Origin of the sequence: Lysobacter sp. Root76, from assembly GCF_001428685.1 — a bacterium.
Classification (GTDB): domain Bacteria; phylum Pseudomonadota; class Gammaproteobacteria; order Xanthomonadales; family Xanthomonadaceae; genus Lysobacter.
The window spans coordinates 220,662-246,247 of the sequence record NZ_LMIK01000008.1; the positions used below are offsets into that span (position 1 = coordinate 220,662).

Here is a 25,586-nt window from a genome sequence, read left to right on the forward strand (position 1 = left end):
CCGTGTCAGCCCGCCGCGTCCATGGCGGCGGGCGGTGCGGCGTGGTTCTTGGCCAGGAAGCCGTTGACCGCGCGGTCCAGGCCGACAGGCATGCTTTGCACCGAGCGTGCGCCGTTGGCGCGCAGGAACTGGGCGAAGTCCTCGTCCTGGTCCAGCACCAGGTAGTGATGCAGGCCGTCCAGGCGCTGCGCCTGCAACAGACCGGGCACGGTCCGCGGATCGGGCCCCTTGAACGGGATATCGGCGATCCAATGCCGCACGCGCGCGCAGAAATCCTCCGGCGCCGACATGTTCTTGAGCTGGCCGCGCTCAAGGATGATGAGGTTGTCGGCGACGCGCTCGATCTCCTCCATCTGATGCGAGCAATACACCACGGTGCAGTCGTCGCCGCTGTTGCTGTACATCAGCGACTCCAGGAACGCGCGCTTGGCGACCACGTCCAGGCCCAGAGTCGGCTCGTCCAGCACCAGCAGTTCCGGCCCCTGCGCCAGCGCGATCGCCAGGTTCAGGCCGGCGCGTTCGCCGCGAGAGAGCTGGCCGACCTTCTGTTCCGGCAGCACGTGGTAGTGGTCGAGCACGCCGCGAAACGCGGCTTCGTTCCAACGCCGGTACTGGCGCCGGTGCATGTCGACCACCGCAGCGACCCGCATCCAGCCCGGCAGGGTGTGCTCCTCGTTGACGAAGCCGATGCGCTCGCGGTCGCCAGGCGTGAGCCGCTGGCTGTCGCGGCCCAGGATGGCGGCCGTGCCCGCGCTCGGCGGCAGGAAGCCGAGCAGGATCCGGAACAGGGTCGATTTGCCGGCGCCGTTGGCGCCGACGATCGCGTGGATGCCGCCGCGCGGAATGCGCAGGTCGAGGCGGTCCAGCGCGAGCTTGCGGCCGTAGCGCTTGCTCAGCGCCTGGGTCTGGATCACGTAGTCGTGGCTGTCGGACATGGCGGCGGGCCTGGGTGGGAGCGGACGTCAGGGTTCAGGCGGTCTTGCGTGGAACCAGCGCGAGAAACTCTCGCTGCAGGCGCGCCTGCAGCTCCTCCGACGCGTAGCCCAGCGCGATCACGTCCTGCATGAAGCGCTGCACGGCGTCCTCGAGGCGGCGCTCGCGCTCGGACTCGCTCAGGCGCTGGCGCACCGGCGCCACGTACAGGCCCAGGCCCTGGCGCGACTCCAGCCAGCCTTCCGCGGTCAGCTCGGCGTAGGCCTTGGCGACCGTGTTCGGATTGATCGCCAGCTGCTGGGCCAGGCCGCGCACGCTGGGCAGCTTGTCGCCGGCAACGAGTTCGGCGGTGGCGATCTTCATGCGCACCCCGTCGGCGATCTGCTTGCCGATCGGGCGCGGATCGCCGGTCGCGATCTGGATCATCAGGGGGCTGGTACGGGCCATCAGGGCGTCCTGGACTGTACTAACTGTACTGTTGTAACTAGTACAGTCGAAACGGCCTTTCCTGTCAATCCGGTTCGTCGCCGTATCCAGGGTTTCGTCGCAAAGCCCGGTCATCGCGCGTCACGCCGCGGTCATGGCCCTGACATAGCCGCTTAACGACTTGCGAACAGGCTTGCCCAAACCGGGAGCCGCGCATGCGCTACGCGATCGTCACCGAGACCTACCCGCCGGAAATCAACGGCGTCGCTCTGACCGTGCAAGGTCTGGAGCAGGGTCTGCGCGCGCGCGGCCACGAGGTCGCCCTGGTGCGCCCGCGCCAGTTGCACGAACGCAGCAGCGCCGCCCACGAACTGCTGGTGCGCAGCCTGCCGCTGCCGCGCTACCCCGGTCTGCGCGTGGGCCTACCGGCGACGCGACGCCTGACCGAAGCCTGGCGCGCGCAACCGCCGGATGCGATCTACGTCGCCACCGAAGGCCCGCTGGGCTGGTCGGCGCTGCGGGCGGCGCGGCGCCTGGGCGTGCCGGTCGCGACCGGCTTCCACACCCGCTTCGACGAATACATGCGCGACTACGGCGCGCCGTTCCTGGTCGGCACGGCGCTGCGCTGGATGCGCCGCTTCCACAACGGCGCGGACGCCACCCTGGTGCCGACCCGCGAACTGGCCGAGTTCCTGCGCACGCAAGGCTTCTCCGACGTGGTCCGGCTGCCGCGCGCGGTCGACACCGCGCTGTTCGATCCGAGCCGCCGCAGCGAAACCTTGCGCCAGGCCTGGGGCGCCGACGCGGCCGACCCGGTCGCGATCTACGTCGGCCGGATCGCCGCGGAGAAAAATCTCGACCTGGCCGTACGCGCCTTCCGCGCCCTGCAGCAGCAACGCCCGCAGGCGCGCTTCGTCTGGGTCGGCGACGGCCCGGCGCGCGCCAGACTGCAGCGCGAGCATCCGGACTTCGTGTTCTGCGGCGTGCAGCGCGGCGCCGCACTGGCCGAGCACTTCGCCAGCGGCGACCTGTTCCTGTTCCCCAGCCGCAGCGAAACCTTCGGCAACGTGACCCTGGAAGCCATGGCCAGCGGCGTGCCCACGGTCGCGTTCGACTACGGCGCCGCCCACGAACACCTGCGCGACGGCGAGCACGGCGCCGCGGTCGCCGACACCGACGACGCCGGCTTCGTCGCCGCCGCGCTCCGCATCGGCGGCGACGACGCGCTGCGCGGCGCGATGTCGCGCGCCGGCCGCGCCGCGATCTCCGGCCTGCGCCCGGAGCAGGTCGCCGCCGACTTCGATGCCCTGCTGTCGGGACTGGCCGAAACCGCACCGCGCCGCCCGCCGCGGCACGGCGCGGCCCTGTCTGTGCAAGACGAACGGGAGGTCGTATGAACCGCATGCCGCTGCGCAAACGTTTCAACGCCGGCGATTCCGGCTGGTGCCTGCGCGCGAACCGGGTCTGCGAGCGCAGCGGATCGCGCGTGTACTTCGCCGCGATCAGCCGCCTCGGCGACGGCGTGTTCTGGTACCTGCTGATGGGCGCGCTGATCGTGGCCGACGGCTACGACGGCCTGCTCGCCTCGGCCCATCTGGCCGCGACCGGCGTGATCGCGCTGACCTTGTACAAGCTGCTCAAGCGCTGGACCCGACGCCCGCGGCCGTTCGCCTCCGACGCGCGCATCCACGCCTGGGTCGCGCCGCTGGACGAATTCAGCTTCCCGTCCGGCCACACCCTGCATGCGGTCGCCTTCAGCCTGGTGGCGATGGCGCACTACCCGCTGCTGGCCTGGCTGCTGGTGCCCTTCACCGCCAGCGTCGCGCTGTCCCGGGTCGTGCTCGGCCTGCACTACCCCAGCGACGTACTGGCCGCGACGGCAATCGGCAGCGCGCTGGCGGGCTTGTCGCTGTGGCTGGTGCCCGGGGTGTCGCTGTTCGCTTGAGTCCCGCCGGCGCGATCATGCGGTTCGCTACGCTAGCCACAACCTGCACTTAGCCCCTCTCCCGCCCGCGGGAGAGAGGTTGGGGTGAGGGTCTCCACGAGCCGGGCGATCGAAGACTCACCCCCACTCCGCAAACGCCGCACGCTCGATCGCCGGCGCCTGCTGCCCCCGCCAATCGCGATCGTTGGCGACCTGCGCACGATCGCGACTGGCGTCCAACGCGTTGAAATCCAGATCCGCCACCGCCCAGCGCTGATCGCCGCGGGTGACCGCGACGATGCCGTCGGCGGGCAGGCCCACGTCCATCGGCGCGTAGATCGCGGCCTCGCCGGTGTTGACGTCCAGCGCCGGGCTCCAGGCCGCGTCGCCCGCGGTCACCGCCTGGGCGACGAAGCAGCGGTTCTCCAGGGCGCGCGCCAGGCAGCCCACGCGCACGCGGGTGGCGCCGGCCTCGGTGTCGGTGCAGCTGGGCGCTACGAGCAGGCGCGCGCCGGCCTCGCACTGCGCGCGCACCGGCAGCGGGAACTCGATGTCGTAGCAGACCGCGATGCCCACGCGCGTAGCCTCGAGCGCGAACACGCGCAGCGCGTCGCCGGCTTCGATCACCGCGGCGCGCTTCTCGAAACCCGTCAGTTGCAGTTTGTCCTGCCACAGCACGCCGCCGTCGGGAGCGAAGGCGTAGCTGCGATTGCGGTAGCGCCCGCGGCCGTTGTCGAGCAGGAAGCTGCCGGCGACCACATGCATGCGCAGCTCGCGCGCGAGCAGGCCGTAAAGTTCGAGCCAGGCGCCGTGATAGGCCTGGATGGCCACCAGCGAGGCGTGCAGATCGCCCTGAGTCGCGGCACCGAAGGTCGCGCCCAGCTCCAGGGCCAGGTACTCGGGCAGCACCGCCAGCTGAGCGCCCGCGCGCTTGGCCTCGCCCAGCCAGCGCGCCTGCTTGTCGGCGAATTCGGCGAAGCTGCGCGGCGCATCGATCGCGTACTTGGCGACCGCGACCCTCAACGCTGCCGCTCCAGCGGCCGCAGCCAGAACGCCAGGCTGTGCGCGACTTCGCCGCGGCCGATCTCGCGCCACGGCAGGCTGGCACGCAGCTCCGGACGCTGGCGATAGCCGCGCTTGCCCCAGAACTCGTCGTTGCTGCGCTGGAACGGCGGCCGCCGCTGATCGTCGGCGGCGCGTTCGACCGCGCAGAAACCGGTCCAGTCGAAACCGCCGAGCGAACGCGCATGCGCCTCGCGCTCATCGAAGAAGCGATGACCCAGACCGCGGCCGCGGTACGCCGGCAACAGCACCGACTCGCCGCAATAGAACACCTTTTTGGAATCCACCGCACTGTCGGCGAACGGCGTCAGGAAAGCGTCGGATTCGTCGCTCAAGGGCAATCCCGTGGAGGCGCCGACCACCTGCGCGCCGTCGAAGGCCAGCACCGCGATGCTGCGCCAGGAACGCAGGTACGTCTGCAGATACTCCGCCTCGTAAGCGAGGTCGCCTTCGTAGAGGTAGGGCCATTCGCGGAATACCGCGATGCGCAGCCGCGCGAGGTCGTCCAGATAGGGAGCGATCGCCTCACCCGAGTAGCGGCGCACTTCGATCATGGACGCGTTCATGGCCTGCAGTTTAGGCCAATGCGCGGGCGCGAGCGCCGGTAACCGACCGGCGCAGCAGCAGTCCGATTGGCGGTAAGCGTTCATCGCCGGCCTCCATGAAAACGCAAAGAACGACCGCGGGCGTCCTGCCCGCGGTCGCACCACCGCTCCCGATCAACGTGCCAGCGGACGCGAACCGGCGAGCTGGTACCAATCGACCTTGCGCGTGATCACCATCACCGCGGCCAGGATCAGGAACAGCAGGCCCGCGCCCATCACCAGCGCGTTGTCTTCCGAAACCAGCAGGCCGTAGAGCGCGCCGTACAGCGTCGCCAGCATGGCCGCGAAGCCCAGGCCGCGGCCGACGCTGCGCAACACCGCGCTCAGGTAGAAGCCGAGCAGCCCGATACAGGCCACGCTCGCCGCCAGATAGGCCCAGGAGAAGGCGATGTGCTCGCTGAGGCTGACCAGCAGCAGGAAGAAGATCGCCAGGGCCAGGCCGACCAGGCCGTACTGGATCGGGTGGATCGGCAGTTGCTTGATCAGTTCGAAGATGAAGAAGCCGACGAAGGTCAGCAGCACGAACAGCAGGCCGTATTTGCTGGCGCGATCGGCCTGCGAATAGACGTTGACCGGATCGACCAGGGCCACCGCCACCGCGTCGATGCCGCCGGTGGCGACGGTGTCGCTGTCGCTGGCCTCGCCGCCTTCCACGCTGGGCATGGTCTTGCCGTCCAGGAACTGGCGCTGTGCGCTGGTCGCCAGCGACGACACCTGCCAGTCGGCGTTGAAGCCCTGGGCGCCGATGTCGCGGGTGCGCGGCAGGAAGCTGCCGCCGAAGCGCGGGTGCTGCCAGCTCGACTGGATCGCGAAACGGTTGCTCTTGGCCAGCGGCACCAGCGCCAGCGATTCGGTACCGCCGAGGTTGAAGTCCAGCTCGGCACGCAGATTCAGCAGCTGGCCCGGCTCCGGCACCGCCAGCCGCGCGTGCACGCCGCCGCCGTCGCGGCTGCCCATGCCCTCCTCGACCTCGACCGCCTTGCCGTCGATGCGCAGCATCGGCGTGGACAGCAGGCCGCGCACGTCGGCGAAGCCGTAGCTCAGCCAGGGCTGGCCGATCTTGCGGGTGTGACCCAGCGGCGGCGCGGTCTTGGGCACTTCGGCGTGGAACTCGGCCTTGGCCTGGGCCTGCCATTCGTACACCCGCACCTCGTGCAGGCCGAGCCGGCGCGTGCTGGGCTTGAGCGGGCCGCGCACGTCCAGGGTGCTCGGGAAATAGGTCCAGCGGCCGGGCAGTTCATGCACGACCTTGCGCACGAAGCCCTTCTCGTCCTTTTCCTCGGTCGTGACGGTGTCGGTATAGGGCACCACCAGCACCGGACCGGTGAAGGCCTGGGCGCCGGCGTAGCTGCGCGCGATCGATGCGACCGCCTGGGTGCGGTAGGCCTGACGATCGGTGATCACGCCGCGGATCATCAGCAGCGGAATCAGGATCGCCAGGGTCATCCCCAGCACCAGAAATATTTTCAGCCAAAGTCGCATGTCGCTCTCCTGTCGTTGCGGTGACGGCAGGATCGACAGGCCCTGGGTGGGGACGATGTGGGAACGGTGAAGCGTCGGTGAAGTGCTAGGAGCTAGGAGCTAGGAACTAAGAAAAACAGGAACGAGGAACTAGTGAAAAGCGAGGCTTTTACTAGTTGCTAGTTCCTAGTTACTAGTTCCTTGCTCGCTAGTTCCTTGCTCGCCAGCGGCGCCTCACAGTCCACGCGACAGCACCAGGCTGGCCAGCGCGCCACCGCCGTCGCGGTTGCGGAGCGCGGCGTGGCCGCCGTGCAGCGCCGCGACTTCGGCGACGAAGCAAAGCCCCAGGCCGCTGCTGCGGCTGCCGCCGGCCGGGCGCGACAGCGAGTAGAAGCGCTCGAACACGCGCGGCAGCGCGAAATCGGGCACGCCGGTGCCGCGGTCGCCGACATCGACGCGTTGGGCATCGCCGTCGCGGTACAGGCGCAGCGCAATCTCGCCCTGCGCGGGCGAGAAATCGGCGGCGTTGTCGATCAGGTTGACCAGGGCCTGGCGTAACAGGAAGGGATCGCCGTCCAGCAGGGGCAGTTCTTCGGCCAGGTCCAGCGTCAGCCGCAGCCCGCCCTGGGCCAGGCGCGGCGCGCACTGCTCGGCGGCTTCGCGCGCGATCGCCGCCAGATCGACCGGCTCGGGTTTCTCCAGCCGCTGGCGGTGCTCGACCGCGGCCAGGGCCAGCAACTTGTCGATCATCTGCGCCAGGCGGTCGCTTTGGCGGCGGATGCTGGCGGCGAAACGGGCACGGTCCTCCTCGGCCATCGGCGCTTCGCCGGGCCGCGTCTCCAGCAGTTCGGCGCTGCCGCGGATCGCCGCCAGCGGGCTCTTCATCTCGTGGGTCAGGGTGTGCACGTACTGCTCGACGTACTGTTTGCCTTCGAGCTGGGTGCGCATGCTCTCCAAGGCGCGGCCGAGTTCGCCGAACTCGCCGGCGGCCGCGGGCAGCTCGGCGCGGCGGCCGGCGCTGACCTCGTGCGCGTAGCGGCGCAGCCCGTTGAGCTGACGCGACAGCCACCAGGTCGCGATCAAGCCGATCAGCAACGCCGCGCCCATCAGCACCCCGCCCCAACGCAGCACGACGCGCTGGCTGCGCTCGATGAAGGGCGCAATGGTGCTGTTGGGCTTGGCTACGGTCAACGAGCCGATGATGCGTCCGGCCGGGTCGCGGATCGGCGCGGCCACGTGCATCACGGTGGAGTTCGGGTCGTCGTACCGGGCCGCCGTCGAACGCGCGCCATAACGGCCGCGCAAGGTGAGATAGACGTCGTTCCAGCGCGAGTAGTCGCGCCCCAGGGCCTGGCCGGTGCTGTCGAACACCACCGTGCCGCGCGCGTCGGTGATGTAGACGCGGTAGTTCGAGGCGCGCTTGCCGAAGCCCCAGATCGCGGCGCCGAAATCGCGGCCGCGCAGTTCGCGTACGCGCCGGGCGAAGTTGCCGTCGTTGATGCGCCCGGCCAGGAAGTCGTCGGTGGCCAGCTCGGCCAGCACGTTGGCGGTGTCGACCAGGGTGTCTTCCATGGCCTGGCGCACGCCCGGCTTGACCTCGGCCAGGAACACCCGGGTCAGCAGCAGCGCCGCCAGCGCAACGATGACGAAATAGCCGAGGAAGATGCGCAGGCCGATCTTCATGGATCGATCTCAGCCCACATCCAGGGAATAGCCCAGACCGCGGTGGGTGCGGATCGGATCGGATTCGCCGTCGACCTCGCGTAGCTTGGCGCGCAGGGTCTTGATGTGGGTGTCGACGGTGCGGTCGCCGCTGTCGAGGGCATCGCCCCAGACCCGGTCCATCAGCTGGGCGCGCGACAGCACGGCGCCGGGGCGCTGCAGCAGCGCGGCCAGCAGGCCGTACTCGTAGCGGGTCAGGTCCAGGGCCTGGCCGCGGTAACGGATGCGCTTGCCTTCCGGGTCGTGGCGGAACGCGGTCTCAGCCGCGGCCGGCGCTGTGGCCGGCGCGCGCCCGCGGCGCAACACCACGCGCACGCGCGCGACCAGTTCGCGCGGCGAGAACGGTTTGGTCACGTAGTCGTCGGCGCCGATCTCCAGGCCGAGGATGCGATCGGCTTCGGCGTCGTGGGCCGTCAGGAAGATCACCGGCAGGTCGCGCTCGCGGCGCAGCTCGCGGCACAGGGCGAAACCGCCGATATCGGGCAGGCCGACGTCGAGCACCGCCAGGTCGTAGGCCCTGCGCTGGGCCTCGCGCAGGGCCTCGCCGCCGGTCAGGCAGTGCTCGGCCTCGAAACCCTCGGCGCGCAGCGCGTAGAGCACGGTGGCGGCGATCGCGGGTTCGTCGTCGACCAGCAGGATACGGGGCATGGGGCGCATTCGAGGGGTTGAGGCGCGGCAAGCATAGAACAAGCGCCGGCGTGGACGGGTACCCTATGCGCATGAACTATCGTCACGCCTTCCACGCCGGAAACCATGCCGACGTGCTCAAGCACGTCGCCCTGCTCGCGCTCTGCGACGCTCTTACGGTCAAGCCGGCACCGCTGTTCGCGGTGGATACCCATGCCGGACGCGGGCTGTATCCGCTGGACGGCAACTCGGCGCTGCGCACCGGCGAGGCCGAGGGCGGCATCGCCCGGCTCCAGGCCGAGGCGCCCAAGCATCCGGCGATCGCGCGCTACCTGGCCGCGGTCAAGGCCTGCCGCGCCGAGCATGGCGCCTCCGCCTACCCCGGCTCGCCCTGGCTGCTGGCGCACGCCCTGCGCGCCGACGACCGCATCGCCGCCTGCGAGCTGCAGCCGGAGGAAGCCGCGCAGCTCAAGAGCAACTTCGCCCGCGACGCGCGCGTGGCCGTGCATGCGCGCGACGGCTACACCGGGCTCAAGGCCCTGCTGCCGCCGAAGATCGGCGCGACCCGCTACAACCGCGGCCTGGTCCTGATCGACCCGCCCTACGAAGCCCAGCTGGAAGAGTTCGACACCGCCATCGGCGCCCTGCGCGAGTCGCTGGGGCGCTGGCCGCAGGGCAGCTATGCGCTGTGGTACCCGATCAAGCTGCGGCGCTCGCTGCAGCCGTTCTACCGCCGCGCCGCCGCGCTGCCGGCCAAGTCGGTGCTGGCCGCCGAACTGCTGGTGCGCGCCGACGATTCGCCGCTGCGCATGAACGGCAGCGGCCTGCTCCTGGTCAATCCGCCCTGGCAGCTGGACCAGACCCTGGCGGCGGTGCTGCCGCTGCTGGCCCAGGCCCTGGGCGAAACGCCGGCGGCCAGCTCGCACCTGCAGTGGCTGGTCCGGCCCGACGCCTGATCGTCTCCGACACGGTGCGGCGCTCAACGAAAAAGCCCGGCCGGAGCCGGGCTTTTTCGTATGTGCGTGCGCCTCAGAGCCCGGCCTTGGTGTCCGGCTCGAAGAAGCTCCAGCGCACTTCCGGGAAGGCCTGCTTCATCGCCCGCTCGACCGCGTTGATCTGGTCGGTCAGCGCGGCGACGCTCTGCTCCTCGCGCATGCGCGCCTGCACCGAGACCATCACCTCGTTGCCCAGCTGCAGGGTGATCAGGCTGATGACCTGGGCGATCTCCGGACGGGTGTCGAGGAAGTCGCGGATCTGCTGCTGGCGGGCAGGGTCGACGCTCTGGCCGATCAACATCGCCTTGACCTCGATCGCGACGAACACCGCGACCACGATCAGCAGCGCGCCGATGGCGATGGTGCCGACCGCGTCCCAGATCGGGTTGCCGGTGACCACGGCTGTCATCACCGCGGCCAGCGCGAACACCAGGCCGAACAGCGCCGCCAGGTCCTCGCCGAAGATCACCACCAGTTCGGCCTGGCGGCTCTCGCGGAACCACTGCCACAGGCTGCGTTTGCCGCGCGCCTTGTTGACCTCGACCAGGCAGGCGCGCATCGACACCGCCTCGGCGGCGATGCCGAAGGTGAGCACGCCGGCCGCCCACCACCACTGCTTCAGTGGTTCGGGGTGCTGCAGTTTGTGGATGCCCTCGTACAGCGAGAACATGCCGCCGACGGTGAACAACATCACCGCGACCAGGAACGACCAGAAGTAGATCGCCTTGCCGTAGCCCAGCGGGTAGTCCGGCGACGGCGGCCGCTTGGCCTGGCGCATGCCCAGCAACAGCAGCAGCTGGTTGCCGCAGTCGGCCAGCGAGTGCACGGTTTCGGCCAGCATGGCGCTGGAACCGGTGAAGTACGCGGCCACGCCCTTGGACACGGCGATCGCGAAATTGGCGCCCAGCGCGAACAGGATCGCGCGGGTCGAATCACCACCACCTGCCATGGGAAACGTGCTCCTGGGATCGGAAGCGCGGGAGTCTAGCATCCGCGCGCGACCGCTCCGACGGCGCGCGCGAGCCTTGCGATGGGGCGGTCAGTCGGCCAGTTCGCGCTGCAGCTTCTTGCTCAGCCGGGCCCGGATCAGTTCGTAGCTGCGGCGCAGCAAAGCACGCAGTTCCGCGACCGGCAGCGCGTCGGGACGCAGCACGTTGACCCAGTGCGCGCGCGCCAGGAACGGCGCCGGACGGAAGCCGGGGCGTTCGGTCAGCTCCAGGAAACGCTCGTCCTCGACCCGGAAACTGATCCCGCCGGGGTCCGGCCCCTGCAGCCGGCAGGCACAGAACATGCGTCCGCCGACGCTGAAGACCGTCACCTCCTTCCACTTCAGGTCCTCGACCACCCCGGGCCAGCCGCCGACCCAGGCGCGTAGCGATTTTTCGTCCATGTGAGTCCAGAATGAAGCCGCAACCGCCTCCAGTGTGCCAATATCCCGGTATGGCCGCGCGCGAAAGACTCCCGCCCTGGCACGAGCGCCAGCGTCTCCCCAACGGACGCGAAGTGCTCATCCGTCCGATCCGACCGGAGGACGCCGATCCCCTGCGCGCCGGCTTCGGCCTGCTGCAACCCGACGAAGTCCGCCAGCGTTTCCTCTACGCGGTGAAAGAACTCACCCCGGAGATGGCCGAGCGCTTCACCCGGGTCAATCCCAAGACCGAATTCGCCCTGGTCGCCGCCGAACCGCTGCCGCCCGGCGAAGCCCTGGTCGGCGCAGTCGCGCGCGTGGCCATCGACGACAACGGCCGCGATGCCGAGTTCGCGATCCTGGTCAGCCGCTACATCGCCAACATGGGCCTGGGCCGCTACCTGATGACCCGGCTGGTGAAGTGGGCGCGCGGCAAGAAGGTCGAGCGCATCTACGGCGACGTGTTCGAACACAACCACGCCATGCTGGCGCTGGCCCAGTCGCTGGGCTTCGAACGAGAGTTCCAGCAGGACGCGCCCGGCCTGATCCGGGTCACCCTGGACCTGCGCAAGCCCGACCCGGCCTGAGCGGCAATGGGCGCGCCCGTTGCCCTCGCCCGCACCGCTCTTCCGCCAGCTCCGACCGACGGCTGTCCGCCGCCGCGCGCCCGCCGCGTTGGCTCTCATGCACACAGGGGCCTGCGGCAGGGCTTGCCGCGCGTCCAGGGACGGACCGTTCAGGACGCGGACATGAGCATCGACGAAGCACGCCTCAACGAATTCCTGGGCCGCGCCGTGGGCGACCTGGGCGCCTCGATCAGCGCCACGCTGATGCTGGTCGGCGATCAGCTCGGCTACTACCGGGCGCTGGCGAAGGAAGCCCTGAGTCCGGCCGAACTGGCCGCACGTACCGGCACCAACGAGCGCTACGTGCGCGAGTGGCTGGGCAACCAGGCCGCCGGCGGCTACGTGGAGTACGACGCCGGCAACGGCCGCTACTCGCTCAGCGAGGAACAGGCGCTGTGCCTGGCCGACCCCGGCGGACCGGTCGATCTGCCCGGCGCCTATTCCATCGTCGAGGCCGCGTTCCATGCCCTGGAACGCACCAAGGACAATTTCCGCACCGGCGCCGGCATGGAATGGGGCGAACACCACCCCTGCCTGTTCCAGGGCACCGAGCGCTTCTTCCGCGCCGGCTACAACGCGCACCTGCTGAACGAATGGCTGCCGGCGCTGGACGGCGTGCTCGACAAACTGCGCCAGGGCGCCAAGGTCGCCGATGTCGGTTGCGGCCACGGCGCCAGCACCACGCTGATGGCCAAGGCCTTCCCCAACACCAGCTTCATCGGCTACGACTACCACGCCGCCTCGATCGAGACCGCGCGCCGCCGCGCCCAAGACGCCGGCATCGACAACGCCTATTTCGAAGTCGCCGACGCCAGCAGCTACACCGGCCGCAACTTCGACCTGATCGCATTCTTCGATTGCCTGCACGACATGGGCGACCCGGTCGGCGCCGCGCGCCACGCGCGCCAGGCGCTCAAGCCCGACGGCCATTGCCTGCTGGTCGAACCCTTCGCCGGCGACCGCGTCGAGGACAACCTCAATCCGGTCGGACGCGTGTACTACGGCGCGTCCTCGCAGATCTGCGTGCCGGTGTCGCTGGCGCGCAACGGTCCGGCGCTGGGCGCGCAGGCCGGCGAAGCGCGGCTGCAGCAAGTCATGAGCGAAGGCGGCTTCAGCCGTTTCCGCCGCGCCACCCAGACACCGTTCAACCTGGTGCTGGAAGCGCGGCCGTAGTCCGCACCCAGGCGGCGCACACGAAAAATCCCGGCGCGTCGCCGCGCCGGGATCCGGTATTGCCTGCTTCGACCGCGATCAGACGATGGTCAGGGTGACGTCGATGTTGCCGCGGGTCGCGTTCGAGTACGGACACACCTGGTGCGCCTTCTCGACCAGCGCTTCGGCCTGTTCGCGCGGCAGGCCCGGCAGCGAGATCTTGAGCTCGACCTGGATGCCGAAGCCGACCGGGATCGGGCCGATGCCGACGGCGCCTTCGATCGAGGTATCGGCCGGCAGCGCGATCTTTTCCTTGCCGGCGACGAACTTCAGCGCGCCGATGAAGCAGGCCGAATAGCCGGCCGCGAACAGCTGCTCGGGATTGGTGCCGTCGCCGCCGGCGCCGCCGAGTTCGCGCGGGGTGGTCAGCTTGACGTCGAGGACGTTGTCGGAGGAAACGGCGCGACCGTCGCGGCCGCCGGTGGCGGTGGCGTGGGCGGTGTAGAGGACTTGGTCGAGGGACATGGGATGGCTCCTGGGTGGGGTTGGGTCGGTTCGTGGTTGGCGAAACCGTCGCCGGTTTCGTGATTCGTGGTTCGTGATTGGTCGATCAATCCGGGCCGGTCCGGAACGTCGCGTGCCTGGCGCCGCGCTCAGGCGTGCCGCATCAGGTTGGCGCGCAGCGATTCCAGCTGCGACTTCATCGATCCGAGCTGCTCGGGCGCGCAGCCGGCAGCGCCGAAGATGCCCATCGGCACCGCACGCGCCGGCTGTTCCAGCGCGCGGCCGGTCTCGGTGAGGGCGATGATCACCTGGCGTTCGTCGGCCTGGGCGCGGGTGCGGCTGATCAGGCCCGCGCTTTGCAGGCGCTTGAGCAAAGGGGTCAGCGTGGCCGAGTCCAGGAACAGGCGTTCGCCGATCTCCGACACCGTGACCTGGTCGCGCTCCCACAACACCATCATCACCAGGTACTGGGGATAGGTCAGGCCCAGGCCCGCCAGCAATTTGCGGTAGACCTTGTTCAAGGCCAGGCCGGTCGAATACAGGGCGAAGCAGAGCTGGTCGTCGAGTTTCAGCGAGGGCTGCGGGGCAGCTGCGGCCAAGGGCTCGGCGGTCGGTTTGGCGGTGTGCGGCTTCATGGGGTCACAATTTACATAGCGCGCTATTTAATTGCAAGCTATTTTTTATGAACGAAGGCAAAGCATTCGCGCCGACAATCGTTTTTGTGGGGAAGGTCAGCCTTCTGCGGGAGCCCTCAGCTTTCTGTAGGAGTGGCGTGAGCCGCGATCGCGCCAACCCGAACGGCGACGCGCGCCCGAGGCGCCACGCAATCGCGGCTTACGCCGCTCCCACAGGGGGAGGCATCCGACGGTAGCGGTATCGCCTCGACCTCCCACCAGCCGCATCCGTCTCAACCCCTGCGACAGCGACCGCGTATATCGAACCCCGTCCGACTGCGCACGAGCCGCTCACCGCGCTCGCGTACACTCGGCGCCCTGTTCGACCGGGCAGTCCCGCCAGCGCCTTCCGTCGCTGCGCGATCCGCCTGCACATGCTTGGGCCGCGCTCGCGCAAGGCCGAAGTCCCTACGCGCGGGTGGCGAACGGCCGCCGGCGCCGCATTCGTTTTTGCCGATGACCGCCGCTTCGATGCCCAAGTTTCCGTTTCCCGCCCCGCCGCTGCCCAAACCCGGCCAACAGCGCGCCTGGTGGCGCGCGCCGGCCTCGCCGTCCGCGCTGGCCTTCCACCTCGCCGCCGCCGCGGCCGCGCATGCCGGTCCGGTGCTCGCGATCGCGCGCGACAACCACGCCGCGCACCAGTTGGAATCCGACCTGCGCACCCTGCTAGGCGACGACGACACGATCCCGGTGCTGCCGTTCCCGGATTGGGAAACCCTGCCCTACGACCAGTTCAGCCCGCACCCGGACATCGTCTCGCAGCGCCTGTCCGCGCTGCACCGCCTGCCGAGCCTGCAGCACGGCATCGTGGTGGTGCCGGTGCAGACCGTGCTGCAACGCCTGGCGCCGCTCAAGCACGTGGTCGGCGGAAGTTTCGACGTGCGCGTCGGCCAGCGCCTGGATCTGGACGCGGAGAAGCGCCGGCTCGAATCGGCCGGCTACCGCAACGTGCCGCAGGTGCTGGACCCGGGCGACTTCGCGGTCCGCGGCGGCCTGCTCGACGTGTATCCGATGGGCGCCGACTCGCCGTTCCGGGTCGAGCTGCTCGACGACGAGATCGACACCATCCGCGCCTTCGATCCCGAATCGCAACGCTCGCTGGACAAGATCGAAGCGGTGCGCCTGCTGCCCGGCCGCGAAGTGCCCTTGGACGAGGCATCGCTGAAGCGCGCACTGGACGCGCTGCGCGACCGTTTCGACCTCGACACCCGCCGCAGCGGCCTCTATCAGGACCTCAAGGCCGGCCTGGCGCCGTCGGGCATCGAGTACTACCTGCCGCTGTTCTTCAGCGAGACCGCGACCCTGTTCGATTACCTGGCCGCGAACGTATTGCCGGTGATCGGCGACGGCGCGTTCGAGGCCGCCGAGCAATTCTGGACCCATACCGGCGAGCGCTACGAACAGCGCCGCCACGACCTCGAACGCCCGCTGCTGCCGCCCGACGCGCTGTATCTGTCGCCGGACGCGCTGCGCGAACGCCTCAACCGCGGCGACCGGGTCGAGGTCTGCGGCGACGGCCATCCGCAACGCGAACGCGCGCTCGCGCTCGGCGACCAACCGGCGCCGGCGCTGCCGGTCGCGGCCAAGGACGCGGCGCCCGCGCAGGCGCTGAAGTCCTTCCTGGGCAGCTACCGCGGCCGCGTGCTGATCGCCGCCGACAGCGCCGGCCGGCGCGAGGCGCTGCTGGAATTGCTGCTGGCCGCCGAACTGCGCCCGCAGGTGCTAGGCGACTGGAGCGCGTTCGCGACCGGCGACAGCCGCTTCGCGATCGCGGTGGCGCCGCTGGACGACGGCTTCGCCCTGACCGAACCGGCCCTGGCGACGCTGACCGAACGCCAGCTGTTCCCCGACCGCGCCTCGCAACCGCGCCGGCGCAAGCGCGTCGGACGCGAGCCCGAAGCGATCATCCGCGACCTGGGCGAGCTGTCCGAAGGCGCGCCGATCGTGCACGAGGACCATGGCGTCGGCCGTTACCGCGGCCTGATCGTGCTGGAAGCCGGCGGACAACCCGGCGAATACCTCGAGATCGAATACGCCAAGGGCGACCGCCTGTACGTGCCGGTCGCGCAGCTGCACCTGATCAGCCGCTACTCCGGCGCATCGGTCGAAACCGCGCCGCTGCATTCGCTGGGCGGCGAGCAGTGGACCAAGGCCAAGAAGAAAGCCGCCGAGAAGGTCCGCGACGTCGCCGCCGAACTGCTCGAGATCCAGGCCAAGCGCCAGGCCCGCGCCGGCCTGGCCCTGGACGTGGACCGCGTCATGTACGAACCGTTCGCGGCCGCGTTCCCGTTCGAGGAAACCCCGGACCAGCACGCCGCGATCGAATCGGTGATCCGCGACCTCGGCAGCAGCCAGCCGATGGACCGCGTGGTCTGCGGCGACGTCGGCTTCGGCAAGACCGAGGTCGCGGTGCGCGCGGCCTTCGTCGCCGCCGCCGCCGGCAAGCAGGTCGCGGTGCTGGTGCCGACCACCCTGCTGGCCGAACAGCACTACCGCAATTTCCGCGACCGCTTCGCCGACTGGCCGCTGCGGGTGGAAGTGCTGTCGCGCTTCAAGACGGCCAAGGAGATCAAGGCCGAACTGGAGAAGCTCGCCGAGGGCAAGATCGACGTGATCGTCGGCACTCATCGCCTGCTGCAGCCCGACGTGCGTTTCCCCGACCTGGGCCTGGTGATCGTCGACGAAGAGCAACGCTTCGGCGTGCGCCAGAAGGAAGCGCTGAAGGCGCTGCGCGCCAACGTGCACCTGCTGACCCTGACCGCGACCCCGATCCCGCGCACGCTCAACATGGCCATGGCCGGCCTGCGCGACCTGTCGATCATCGCCACCCCGCCCGCGCATCGCCTGGCGGTGCAGACCTTCGTCGTGCCCTGGGACGACGCCCAGTTGCGCGAGGCCTTCCAGCGCGAGCTCGCGCGCGGCGGCCAGGTCTACTTCCTGCACAACGACGTCGAAAGCATCGGCCGCATGCAGCGCCAGCTGCAGGAGCTGGTGCCGGAGGCGCGCATCGGCGTCGCCCACGGCCAGATGGCCGAGCGCGAACTCGAACGGGTGATGCTCGACTTCCACAAGCAACGCTTCAACGTGCTGCTGGCGACCACGATCATCGAATCGGGCATCGACATCCCCAACGCCAACACCATCATCATGAACCGCGCCGACAAGTTCGGCCTGGCCCAGATGCACCAGCTGCGCGGCCGCGTCGGCCGTTCCCACCATCGCGCCTACGCCTACCTGGTGGTGCCGGACAAACGCTCGATCACGCCCGACGCGCGCAAGCGCCTGGACGCGATCGCGGCCATGGACGAACTCGGCGCCGGTTTCACCCTGGCCACCCACGACCTGGAAATCCGCGGCGCCGGCGAGTTGCTGGGCGAGGACCAGAGCGGGCAGATGGCCGAAGTCGGCTTCAGCCTCTACACCGAGCTGCTGGAACGCGCGGTGCGTTCGATCCGCCAGGGCAAGCTGCCCGACGTGGATTCGGTCGAAGCGCGCGGCGCCGAGGTCGAACTGCACATTCCGGCGCTGATTCCCGACGACTACCTGCCCGACGTGCACACCCGCCTGACCCTGTACAAGCGCGTCAGCGGCGCGCGCGACGTCGACGCCCTGCGCGAACTGCAGGTCGAGATGATCGACCGCTTCGGCCTGCTGCCGGACGCGGCCAAGCACCTGTTCGCGGTGGCCGAGCTGAAACTGGCCGCGACCGAACTGGGCATCCGCAAGCTCGACCTGGGCGAGAAGGGCGGCCGCGTGCAGTTCATCGAGAAACCCAACGTCGACCCGATGGCGGTGATCCGCCTGATCCAGACCCAGTCCAAGCTCTATCAGATGGACGGCGCCGACAAACTCAAGATCAAGCTCGACCTGCCGGATGCGCCGGCGCGCCTGGCCGCGGCCAAGGGCCTGCTGACCGTGCTGCGGCAAGCCGCGTAGTCGCGCGCCGCTGCGGTTGCCACCGCACCCTGCGAGAGCCGTAGGGTGCGGTGAGCCCAAGGCGAACCGCACCGTCGCGCAACATCGGATCGCAGCGGACGCATCGTCGCCTCCCGATCCAGGCCCACGCCCTCCGGCGTAGGATGCGGTGCTTCCCTCTCACGCCATCGCCACGGTATCGCCCATGAAGGAACTGCTGTCGACCCGTACCACGCTCAGCCTGGCGGCGGCCAGGCGCATCGCCCAGACCGCCGAGGCGCGCGCCATCGCCGACGGCTTGAACGTCTCGATCGCGATCGTCGACGACGCCGGCCGCCTGCTGCACTTCCAACGCATGGACGGCTCGCCCAACTCCAGCGTCGAAGTCGCGATCCGCAAGGCCGAGCACGCCGCCAACTACCGCCGCGATACCGTGTTCCACCAGGAGCTGCTGAGCCAGGGCCACCATGTGGTGCTGGGCCTGCCGCATAGCCTGCCGATCGAAGGCGGCGTGCGCTTGCAGACGCAGGGCCAGAGCCTGGGCGCGATCGGCGTGGCCGGCGCGCCCTCGGCCCAGGACGGCGAGATCGCGCGCGCCGGCGCCGAACTTCTGGACGCGCTGTAAAGTACGCGCATGACGCCGATCAAGCCCCTGGCACTGAGCCTGCTGCTGTGCGTCCTCGCCGCCTGCGCGAGCCGTCCGGCGACGCCGGTGCCGCTGGAGTTCGTGCTGGTGCGCCATGCCGAGAAGAGCGACGACGATCCGCGCGACCCCAATCTCAGCGATGCCGGCCGCGCACGCGCGCAGCGCCTGGCCGAGAGCTTCGCCGGCAGCGAGGTCTTCGCCGTCTACGCCACCGGCTACAAGCGCACCCGCGACACCGCCGCGCCGACCGCCAGCGCCCACGCGATGGCGGTGACCGTGTACGACGCCAAGCTGCCGGCCGCGGAATTCGCCGCGCAGCTGCGCCGCCGGCATCCGCTGGGCAAGGTGCTGGTGGTCGGCCACAGCAACACCGTGCCGGAAATCGCCGCGGCCCTGTGCGGCTGCGCGGTCGCGCCGATGGCGGACACCGAATTCGACCGCCGCATCGTCGTCGACTTCGACGTCCAGGGCCGGCCGCACTTGAGCGAGACCCGCTACTGATGCGCCAGGCCACGCTGCCGGCCTGGGACGGCGATGTCGCGGCTGCGCGCGCCTTGCAGGAAACGCTGGCGCGCGAAGTCGTACTGCACGACGACTACCCGACGCCGCTGCGCCGCATCGCCGGCTTCGACGTCGGTTTCGAAGACGAAGGCGCGACCACGCGCGCGGCCGCGGTGCTGCTCGACGCCGAAACCCTGCAGCCCGTGCAGCAGCAGGTCGCGCGCATCCCGACCCGGATGCCCTACATCCCCGGCCTGCTGAGCTTCCGCGAACTGCCGGCGCTGCTGGCCGCGCTGGCGCTGCTAGATGAAGTGCCGGATCTGGTCTTCGTCGACGGCCACGGCATCGCCCATCCGCGCGGGCTCGGCATCGCCGCGCATTTCGGCGTCGCCACCGGCCTGCCCAGCATCGGCGTGGCCAAGAAGGTCCTGGTCGGTCGGCACGACGAGGTCGGTCCGCACAGCGGCGACCACGCGCCATTGCTGCATCGTGGCCGGCCGATCGGCCAGGTCCTGCGCAGCAAGCCGCGCTGCCTGCCGCTGATCGTCTCGCCCGGACACCGGGTGTCGATGGCGAGCGCGCTGACCCTGACCCTGGGCTGCCTGCGCGGCTATCGCCTGCCCGAGCCGACCCGGCTCGCCGATCGCCTGGCCTCGCGTCGCGACCGGCGTTGAAGCCGGGCGGCACCGGCCGACGCATCATCCATCCCGATCCTCGGCCCTGCAGCGGTGAAGGCCGCGTCGCGGCGCACGCGGCGGCATCGGGTACGATCCTGGGCTTCCGCATCGCTCGCGCACGGAGCCCGTGATGACCCGTTTGTTCGCCGCCCTGCTCTCGCTCACCGCCCTGTCCGCCTGCGCCAGCGGCGGCGGCCCCGGCGCCCTCGGCAGCGACGGCAGCGCGACCCTGAAACCCGGCGAGCGCATCGCCCTGGCCGACCGCTCGCAGCTGCGCTACATCGGCGTGACCGCCGATTCGCGCTGCCCGCCGAACGTGCAATGCATCCGCGCCGGCGACGCCGATGTCACCTTCGAATTCGCCCCCGTCGACGGCGCGGCGCAGCCGCTGGCGTTCAACACCGAAAACGCACGCAGCCTCAGCGCCGGCCGTTGGACCATCGAACTGACCGCGCTGGCCCATGGCGACGCTCCGGCGGCCACGGTCAGGATCGCCGCGACACCCTGATCGAGACCGCCAAGCGCCGCGCGCGCAACAGGCCGTTGCGCGCGCCCGCGCTGCGCCGTGGCGGCAGCCGTGACAAGCTTGCGGGCATCGATTCCGCGCAGCCAGAGAGCCACGCCATGAGCACGATCATCGCCCCCCGCGTCCACGACCTCGGCGGCTTCCAGGTGCGCCGCGCCGTGCCTTCGATCCAGGCGCGCTCGGTCGGGCCGTTCGTGTTCGTCGATCACATGGGGCCGGCGCTGTTCGAGCCCGGCCGCGGCATCGACGTGCGTCCGCATCCGCACATCGGCCTGGCCACGGTCACCTTCCTGTGGTCGGGCAGCATCGGCCACCGCGACACCCTGGGCAGCGTCCAGGACATCAACCCCGGCGACGTCAACTGGATGACCGCCGGCCGCGGCATCGCCCATTCCGAACGCACCCCGCAGGCGCTGCGCGCGGGCGAGCATCCGCTGCACGGCATGCAGACCTGGGTGGCCCTGCCCAAATCCTTCGAAGAGACCGCGCCGGCCTTCCATCACCACGGCGCGGCGACGCTACCGCAACTGCGTCGCGACGGCGCCTGGCTGCGCGTGGTCGCCGGCCGCGGCTACGGCGAGGAATCGCCGGTGCGGGTGTTCAGCGACACCCTCTACGTCGCCGTCGATCTGGACGCCGACGCCGAACTCGCGATCGAGGACAGCCACGCCGAACGCGCGATCTACCTGCTCGAGGGCGAGGCCCAGCTCGACGGCGCCGATATCCCGGAAAAACATCTGGTCGTGCTCGACCCGGGCATGCGCCCGGTGCTGCGCGCCAAGACCCCGCTCAAGGCCATGCTGCTGGGCGGCGAGCCCTTGGACGGCCCGCGCCACCTGTGGTGGAACTTCGTCTCCAGTTCCAAGGAGCGCATCGAGCAGGCCAAGCAGGACTGGCTGGACGGCCGCTTCGGCCAGGTCCCGGGCGACGACGAGTTCATCCCCCTGCCCGAGCGCTGAGCCGCCGCGGCGGCTGGACCGCCTCTAGGCAGGGTCCAGCCCGGCACCGCGCCCATTCAGTTGCATCTGAAACCACAGGATTTGTCAATCCCCTCGAACTGCCTTATGTTCTGACGCAGGTCACGTTTTATCGTCCAACGACCTCAAGGGGGATGTAGTCGTGAAAATGCCGGCATGCAGCATGTCGATCCTGCCCGTGCTCGTCGGGCTCCTGTACGCAGGAAGCGCACAGGCTCAAGACCAGGATGGATGCCCGCAGTTGCCGCCTTCTTCGCAACTGACCTGGGAACACAAAGCCAACGCCGGTTCGGATTTCTGCCGGGCCCTGCGCAACGACGGCAGCGAAGCGTTCGGCATGTACATTTCCAACAAATCGCCGTTCACGCCCAAGCGCGGTGACCGCGCCGAAGCCGGTAGCATCGACGGCAAATCCGTGTTCTGGTACCGCGGCGAACTCGCCGGCAAGCCCGAGATGCAGGTGCGCGAAACCCTGCTCAATCTCGACGACGGCCGGATCGCTCACATCTGGCTGCAGGCCGCTACGCCCGACAAGCTCGGCGAAGTGCTGGGCCTGACCCAGGGGCTGCGATTTCCTTCGGCCCGACTGAGCAGCAAGTAATCCGGTGACGGCGCGACGGTTTCCGACCGTCGCGCCGCCATCGCTGCGTTCGATCTTCCTCCCAGGCTTTGCGCGGGCCCGCGCGCGGCGTACCGTGTGCGCAGGCGCTGGCACGCCCGTGGCCATCGCACACCGGAAGTTATCGCACAACGGAAGTTCCCGATCCGTCATCCAGGAGGAAGATCATGATCAAACGACTCGGCGCCGAATTCATCGGTACGTTTTGGCTGGTGCTCGGCGGTTGCGGCAGCGCGGTATTGGCGGCCAATTTCGGCGGCGTCGGCAATCCACTCGGCATCGGCTTCCTGGGCGTGGCGCTGGCCTTCGGCCTGACCGTGCTGACCGGCGCCTACGCGCTGGGCCATATCTCCGGCGGGCATTTCAATCCGGCGGTGAGTTTCGGCTTGTGGGCGGGCGGACGCTTCGCCGGCAAGGACCTGCTGCCCTACATCGTCGCGCAGGTGCTGGGCGGCCTGTTCGCCGGTTTCGTGCTGTGGCAGATCGCATCGGGCAACCCCGAGTTCTCGGTCGACCCGAACGCGGCCGGCGCCTTCGCCAGCAACGGCTACGGCTCGCATTCGCCGGGCGGCTATTCGGTCGCGGCGGCGTTCCTGTGCGAAGTGGTGATGACGGCGATGTTCCTGATCGTGATCCTGGGCGCGACCCACAAACGCGCGCCGGCCGGCTTCGCTCCGATCGCGATCGGCCTGGCCCTGACCTTGATCCACCTGATCAGCATTCCGGTCACCAACACTTCCGTGAACCCGGCGCGCTCGACCGGCGTCGGCCTGTTCGCGGGCTCGCAGGCGATCTCGCAACTGTGGCTGTTCTGGCTGGCGCCGATCCTCGGCGGCCTGCTCGGCGGCGTGATCTACCGCTGGTTCGACAAGGACTGAGCGGGCGCCGCCACAAACGCAGCGCGCAGCACGAAAGGCCGCGTCCCACGCCACGTCGAGCGTGGGGCGCGGCCTTGTCGTTTGCGCGATCAGCGCGCCGCTTTCTGTTTCACCGCGTCCTCGGCCGCGTCCAGCGCGGCCTGCTGCAGCTGCGCAGCGAGCTTGCGGTTGCTGGCGCTGTCGGCGGCGTCGAGCATCTGGTACGCGGCCATCGCCAGCTTGATGCCGCGCGGCGGAATCTTGACGACCTTGCCGCCGACGATGGCGAAACCGCCGGCGCCCTGGCTGACGCCGGGCGAGACGAAACTGGCGACGATGACGAACTTGTTGGGATCGATCCCGGGCATGAGCTGCACTCCTTCGCATGGAGACGGCGCGGCCGGACGGCAGCGCCGGCGCGTTTCTCATCGGCCGGTACGTCCAATGGGACGAACCGATGAGAGCCTGCGCCGATAGCAGCTAACGCCGCCAGCCGCGGATAGCGGCCAGAACCTCGCGCTTCAGCGTTTCCACCGCATCGCAACGGTGCGCAAAAAAAGGCCGCGCGATGCGCGGCCCGGTAAGTCTTGCGGCGATCGGCGAGGCCGGACCGCTGGCTTAGAACTTGCCTTCCTGGAAGTCCACGAACGCCTGCATCACTTCCTGCTTGGTGTTCATCACGAACGGACCGTAACGCGCGACCGGCTCGCGCAGCGGCCGGCCCGCGACCAGGATCGCGCGGGTGTCGGCGGCGCCTGCGCGCAGCTTCAGCACCTCGCCGCCGGCGAGCACCGCCAGCTCCTGCGCCTCGACCTCGCGCGCATCGACGCCATCGCCGATCGCGGCCGCGCCCTCGTAGACGTAGACGAAGGCGTTGTGGCCTTCGGGCAAGGCGTGTTGCCACTGCGCACCCGCGTCCAGGGCGATATCCAGGTACACCGGATCGGTCGCCGGCTGCGCGATCGGGCCGTCGGTGTCGCCGACGCGGCCGGCGATCACTTTCACCGCCGCGCCGTCGGCCGGCTGCAGCAGCGGAATGCGCTCGGGCGCGAATTCCTGATAGCGCGGATCGGTCATCTTGTCGCGCGCCGGCAGGTTCACCCACAGCTGGAAACCGCGCATGCGGCCTTCGTGTTGCTCGGGCATCTCCGAATGCACCAGGCCGCGGCCGGCGGTCATCCACTGCACGCTGCCGGGCACCAGCACGCCCTCGTTGCCGTGGTTGTCCTTGTGGCGCATGCGGCCGTCGAGCATGTAGGTCACCGTCTCGAAACCGCGGTGCGGATGCTCCGGGAAACCGGCGATGTAGTCCTCGGCGCGGTCGGTGCCGAATTCGTCCAGCAACAGGAACGGATCCAGATCGGGCAGCTCGGCTCCGCCGATCACCCGGGTCAGGCGCACGCCGGCGCCGTCCGAGGTCGGCTGACCGCGCAGCTTGCGGCCGACGCGTGCGTAGCGAAGGGAAACGTCGTGGGTGGCGGTGGTCATGGACCTCTCTCCTGGAATGGGTCGCCGGTTCGGCGCTGGGCACAGGATGCCACCGCATTATCGGAACGATATAGCCATAACTAGGAACATCATTTACATATTTGGAACGATAACTGCCCGTGCGGGCGCCGGTACACAGAACGCGGAACGCTCCCGATGTCGGGAGCGCTCCGTGCCGGCCGGGGCGATCCGGTCCCCGCGGCTGCGGGGCCGGATCGGTGGGTTCACTGGCGCAGGAAGGCCAGCAGGTCCTGGTTGAGCCGGTCCTTGTGGGTATCGGTCAGGCCGTGCGGCGCACCCGGATAGACGATCAGGCGCGCGTTCTTGATCAGCGCGGCCGAGGCCTTGCCCGAGCTGTCGATCGGCACGATCTGGTCGTCGTCGCCATGGATCACCAGGGTCGGCACGTCGATGCGCTTGAGGTCGGCGCGGAAGTCGGTGGCCGAGAACGCCGCGATCGAGTCGTAGGTGTTCTTGTGGCCGGCCTGCATGCCCTGCACCCAGAACGACTGGATCAGGCCCTGCGAGGGCTTGGCGCCGGGACGGTTGTAGCCGAAGAAGGGGCCCGACGCGATGTCCAGGTACAGCTGCGAACGGTTCTCCAGCGAGGCCTTGCGCAGGCCGTCGAACACCGCGATCGGCAGGCCGCCCGGGTTGTCGGCGGTCTGCAGCATCAGCGGCGGCACCGCGCTCACCAGCACCGCCTTCTTGACCCGGGAGGTGCCGTGGCGGCCGATGTAGCGCGCCACTTCGCCGCCGCCGGTGGAGAAACCGACCAGGGTCGCGTCCTTCAGATCCAGGGTTTCGATCACCGTGGCCAGGTCGTCGGCGTAATGGTCCATGTCGTTGCCGTCCCAGGGCTGGCTGGAGCGGCCATGGCCGCGACGGTCGTGCGCGACCACGCGATAGCCGTGATCGGCCAGGAACAGCATCTGCGATTCCCAGCTGTCCGAGTTCAAGGGCCAGCCGTGGCTGAAGGTGACGACCGGGCCGTTCTTCGGGCCCCAGTCCTTGTAGTAGAGGCGTACGCCGTCGCGGGTCGTGATGTAGCCGGCGCTGCGGTCGATGTCGTGGGCGGCGACGACGGAGGGGCCGGTCTGGGCCGGGGTCGCCTGGGCGGCGGCGGCCTCGGCCGAGACGGCGGACGCGGCCAGGACGGCCAGACCAAGGGCGGTACGGTGCAGGACGTTCATGCGGTGCTCCTAAGCGAAAAGGTGGGAAAGGCATTGCCTGTCGGCAGGACGTACTTTGCGCGCCCAGC

General features: G+C 69.6%; 27 protein-coding genes. 13 read left to right on the top strand and 14 right to left on the bottom strand.

Annotated features, from left to right (window positions below):
• Positions 1–5 precede the first annotated feature (5 nt).
• Entirely contained in the window at positions 6–935 is a 930-nt protein-coding gene (locus ASE10_RS16345) for an ABC transporter ATP-binding protein (RefSeq protein ID WP_055909517.1), read from the bottom strand.
• Positions 936–969: 34 nt separating this feature from the next.
• Complete coding sequence (locus ASE10_RS16350; protein ID WP_055909513.1) at positions 970–1,380, bottom strand: GntR family transcriptional regulator; 411 nt, start codon at positions 1,378–1,380, stop codon at positions 970–972.
• 194 nt (positions 1,381–1,574) lie between these two features.
• Here ASE10_RS16350 and ASE10_RS16355 point away from each other — a divergent pair, with 194 nt between their 5' ends.
• Both ASE10_RS16355 and ASE10_RS16360 read left to right on the top strand, forming a co-directional pair.
• Entirely contained in the window at positions 1,575–2,756 is a 1,182-nt protein-coding gene (locus tag ASE10_RS16355; protein ID WP_055909510.1) for a glycosyltransferase family 1 protein, read from the top strand.
• Positions 2,757–2,761: 5 nt separating this feature from the next.
• Complete coding sequence (locus tag ASE10_RS16360) at positions 2,762–3,304, top strand: phosphatase PAP2 family protein (protein WP_157481033.1); 543 nt, start codon at positions 2,762–2,764, stop codon at positions 3,302–3,304.
• A gap of 117 nt (positions 3,305–3,421) precedes the next feature.
• Here ASE10_RS16360 and ASE10_RS16365 read toward each other — a convergent pair whose 3' ends face one another.
• The 5 genes from ASE10_RS16365 to creB all read right to left on the bottom strand — a co-directional run bounded on the left by ASE10_RS16365 (position 3,422) and on the right by creB (position 8,790).
• A complete protein-coding gene (locus ASE10_RS16365) occupies positions 3,422–4,306 on the bottom strand; it encodes a carbon-nitrogen hydrolase family protein (protein ID WP_055909505.1) in 885 nt (294 codons plus the stop codon).
• The gene (locus ASE10_RS16370) at positions 4,303–4,911 is read right to left on the bottom strand and encodes a GNAT family N-acetyltransferase (protein ID WP_055909502.1); all 609 of its coding nucleotides are present in this window, start codon (positions 4,909–4,911) and stop codon (positions 4,303–4,305) included. Before ASE10_RS16370 ends, ASE10_RS16365 begins: the two co-directional genes overlap by 4 nt.
• Positions 4,912–5,064: 153 nt before the next feature.
• Positions 5,065–6,432, bottom strand: coding sequence for a cell envelope integrity protein CreD (creD, locus tag ASE10_RS16375; protein WP_055909499.1), 1,368 nt, complete (start codon positions 6,430–6,432; stop codon positions 5,065–5,067).
• Between the two features lie 213 nt (positions 6,433–6,645).
• Positions 6,646–8,094: a two-component system sensor histidine kinase CreC gene (gene creC, locus ASE10_RS16380; protein WP_055909496.1), complete on the bottom strand. Its 1,449-nt coding sequence runs from the start codon at positions 8,092–8,094 to the stop codon at positions 6,646–6,648.
• Between the two features lie 9 nt (positions 8,095–8,103).
• Positions 8,104–8,790 (bottom strand): two-component system response regulator CreB, encoded by a 687-nt coding sequence (gene creB, locus ASE10_RS16385; protein ID WP_056305753.1) that lies wholly within the window; start codon positions 8,788–8,790, stop codon positions 8,104–8,106.
• Positions 8,791–8,852: 62 nt separating this feature from the next.
• Here creB and rlmJ point away from each other — a divergent pair, with 62 nt between their 5' ends.
• Positions 8,853–9,716, top strand: a complete 864-nt coding sequence (gene rlmJ / locus ASE10_RS16390; protein WP_055909490.1) for a 23S rRNA (adenine(2030)-N(6))-methyltransferase RlmJ — start codon at positions 8,853–8,855, stop codon at positions 9,714–9,716.
• A gap of 73 nt (positions 9,717–9,789) precedes the next feature.
• Here the strand turns inward: rlmJ and ASE10_RS16395 are convergent, their stop codons facing one another.
• On the bottom strand, positions 9,790–10,704 hold the full coding sequence (locus ASE10_RS16395) for a cation diffusion facilitator family transporter (protein ID WP_055909487.1): 915 nt from the start codon (positions 10,702–10,704) through the stop codon (positions 9,790–9,792).
• 90 nt (positions 10,705–10,794) lie between these two features.
• Complete coding sequence (locus ASE10_RS16400; protein WP_055909484.1) at positions 10,795–11,145, bottom strand: MmcQ/YjbR family DNA-binding protein; 351 nt, start codon at positions 11,143–11,145, stop codon at positions 10,795–10,797.
• 50 nt (positions 11,146–11,195) lie between these two features.
• Between ASE10_RS16400 and ASE10_RS16405 the strand changes: the two genes are divergently transcribed.
• Together ASE10_RS16405 and ASE10_RS16410 are read left to right on the top strand one after the other, a co-directional pair.
• Complete coding sequence (locus tag ASE10_RS16405; protein WP_055909481.1) at positions 11,196–11,750, top strand: GNAT family N-acetyltransferase; 555 nt, start codon at positions 11,196–11,198, stop codon at positions 11,748–11,750.
• Between the two features lie 162 nt (positions 11,751–11,912).
• A complete protein-coding gene (locus ASE10_RS16410; RefSeq protein WP_055909478.1) occupies positions 11,913–12,962 on the top strand; it encodes a class I SAM-dependent methyltransferase in 1,050 nt (349 codons plus the stop codon).
• 78 nt (positions 12,963–13,040) lie between these two features.
• Here the strand turns inward: ASE10_RS16410 and ASE10_RS16415 are convergent, their stop codons facing one another.
• Positions 13,041–13,466 (bottom strand): organic hydroperoxide resistance protein, encoded by a 426-nt coding sequence (locus ASE10_RS16415; protein WP_055909475.1) that lies wholly within the window; start codon positions 13,464–13,466, stop codon positions 13,041–13,043.
• Between the two features lie 128 nt (positions 13,467–13,594).
• Positions 13,595–14,080 (bottom strand): MarR family transcriptional regulator, encoded by a 486-nt coding sequence (locus ASE10_RS16420; protein ID WP_055909473.1) that lies wholly within the window; start codon positions 14,078–14,080, stop codon positions 13,595–13,597.
• A gap of 510 nt (positions 14,081–14,590) precedes the next feature.
• Between ASE10_RS16420 and mfd the strand changes: the two genes are divergently transcribed.
• From mfd to aqpZ, 8 genes are all read left to right on the top strand, one after another.
• Positions 14,591–18,055, top strand: coding sequence for a transcription-repair coupling factor (gene mfd, locus ASE10_RS16425; RefSeq protein WP_055910027.1), 3,465 nt, complete (start codon positions 14,591–14,593; stop codon positions 18,053–18,055).
• A gap of 184 nt (positions 18,056–18,239) precedes the next feature.
• Positions 18,240–18,659 carry a heme-binding protein gene (locus ASE10_RS16430; RefSeq protein WP_055909470.1) on the top strand — a complete coding sequence of 140 codons (420 nt, stop codon included), beginning with the start codon at positions 18,240–18,242 and terminating at the stop codon, positions 18,657–18,659.
• A 9-nt stretch (positions 18,660–18,668) separates the two neighbouring features.
• Complete coding sequence (locus ASE10_RS16435) at positions 18,669–19,181, top strand: phosphoglycerate mutase family protein (protein ID WP_055909468.1); 513 nt, start codon at positions 18,669–18,671, stop codon at positions 19,179–19,181.
• Entirely contained in the window at positions 19,181–19,855 is a 675-nt protein-coding gene (nfi, locus tag ASE10_RS16440) for a deoxyribonuclease V (RefSeq protein WP_055909465.1), read from the top strand. Before ASE10_RS16435 ends, nfi begins: the two co-directional genes overlap by 1 nt.
• Positions 19,856–19,988: 133 nt before the next feature.
• Positions 19,989–20,366, top strand: a complete 378-nt coding sequence (locus ASE10_RS16445) for a hypothetical protein (RefSeq protein ID WP_055909462.1) — start codon at positions 19,989–19,991, stop codon at positions 20,364–20,366.
• A 116-nt stretch (positions 20,367–20,482) separates the two neighbouring features.
• Positions 20,483–21,343, top strand: coding sequence for a pirin family protein (locus tag ASE10_RS16450; protein WP_055909459.1), 861 nt, complete (start codon positions 20,483–20,485; stop codon positions 21,341–21,343).
• Positions 21,344–21,524: 181 nt separating this feature from the next.
• A complete protein-coding gene (locus ASE10_RS16455) occupies positions 21,525–21,962 on the top strand; it encodes a hypothetical protein (RefSeq protein WP_156087834.1) in 438 nt (145 codons plus the stop codon).
• A 185-nt stretch (positions 21,963–22,147) separates the two neighbouring features.
• On the top strand, positions 22,148–22,858 hold the full coding sequence (gene aqpZ / locus ASE10_RS16460) for an aquaporin Z (RefSeq protein WP_055909453.1): 711 nt from the start codon (positions 22,148–22,150) through the stop codon (positions 22,856–22,858).
• Between the two features lie 89 nt (positions 22,859–22,947).
• Here aqpZ and ASE10_RS16465 read toward each other — a convergent pair whose 3' ends face one another.
• The 3 genes from ASE10_RS16465 to ASE10_RS16475 all read right to left on the bottom strand — a co-directional run bounded on the left by ASE10_RS16465 (position 22,948) and on the right by ASE10_RS16475 (position 25,518).
• Positions 22,948–23,205, bottom strand: coding sequence for a hypothetical protein (locus ASE10_RS16465; protein WP_055909450.1), 258 nt, complete (start codon positions 23,203–23,205; stop codon positions 22,948–22,950).
• A gap of 250 nt (positions 23,206–23,455) precedes the next feature.
• The gene (locus ASE10_RS16470) at positions 23,456–24,325 is read right to left on the bottom strand and encodes a pirin family protein (protein WP_055909448.1); all 870 of its coding nucleotides are present in this window, start codon (positions 24,323–24,325) and stop codon (positions 23,456–23,458) included.
• Between the two features lie 224 nt (positions 24,326–24,549).
• Positions 24,550–25,518, bottom strand: a complete 969-nt coding sequence (locus tag ASE10_RS16475) for an alpha/beta hydrolase (protein ID WP_055909445.1) — start codon at positions 25,516–25,518, stop codon at positions 24,550–24,552.
• Positions 25,519–25,586: the final 68 nt, after the last annotated feature.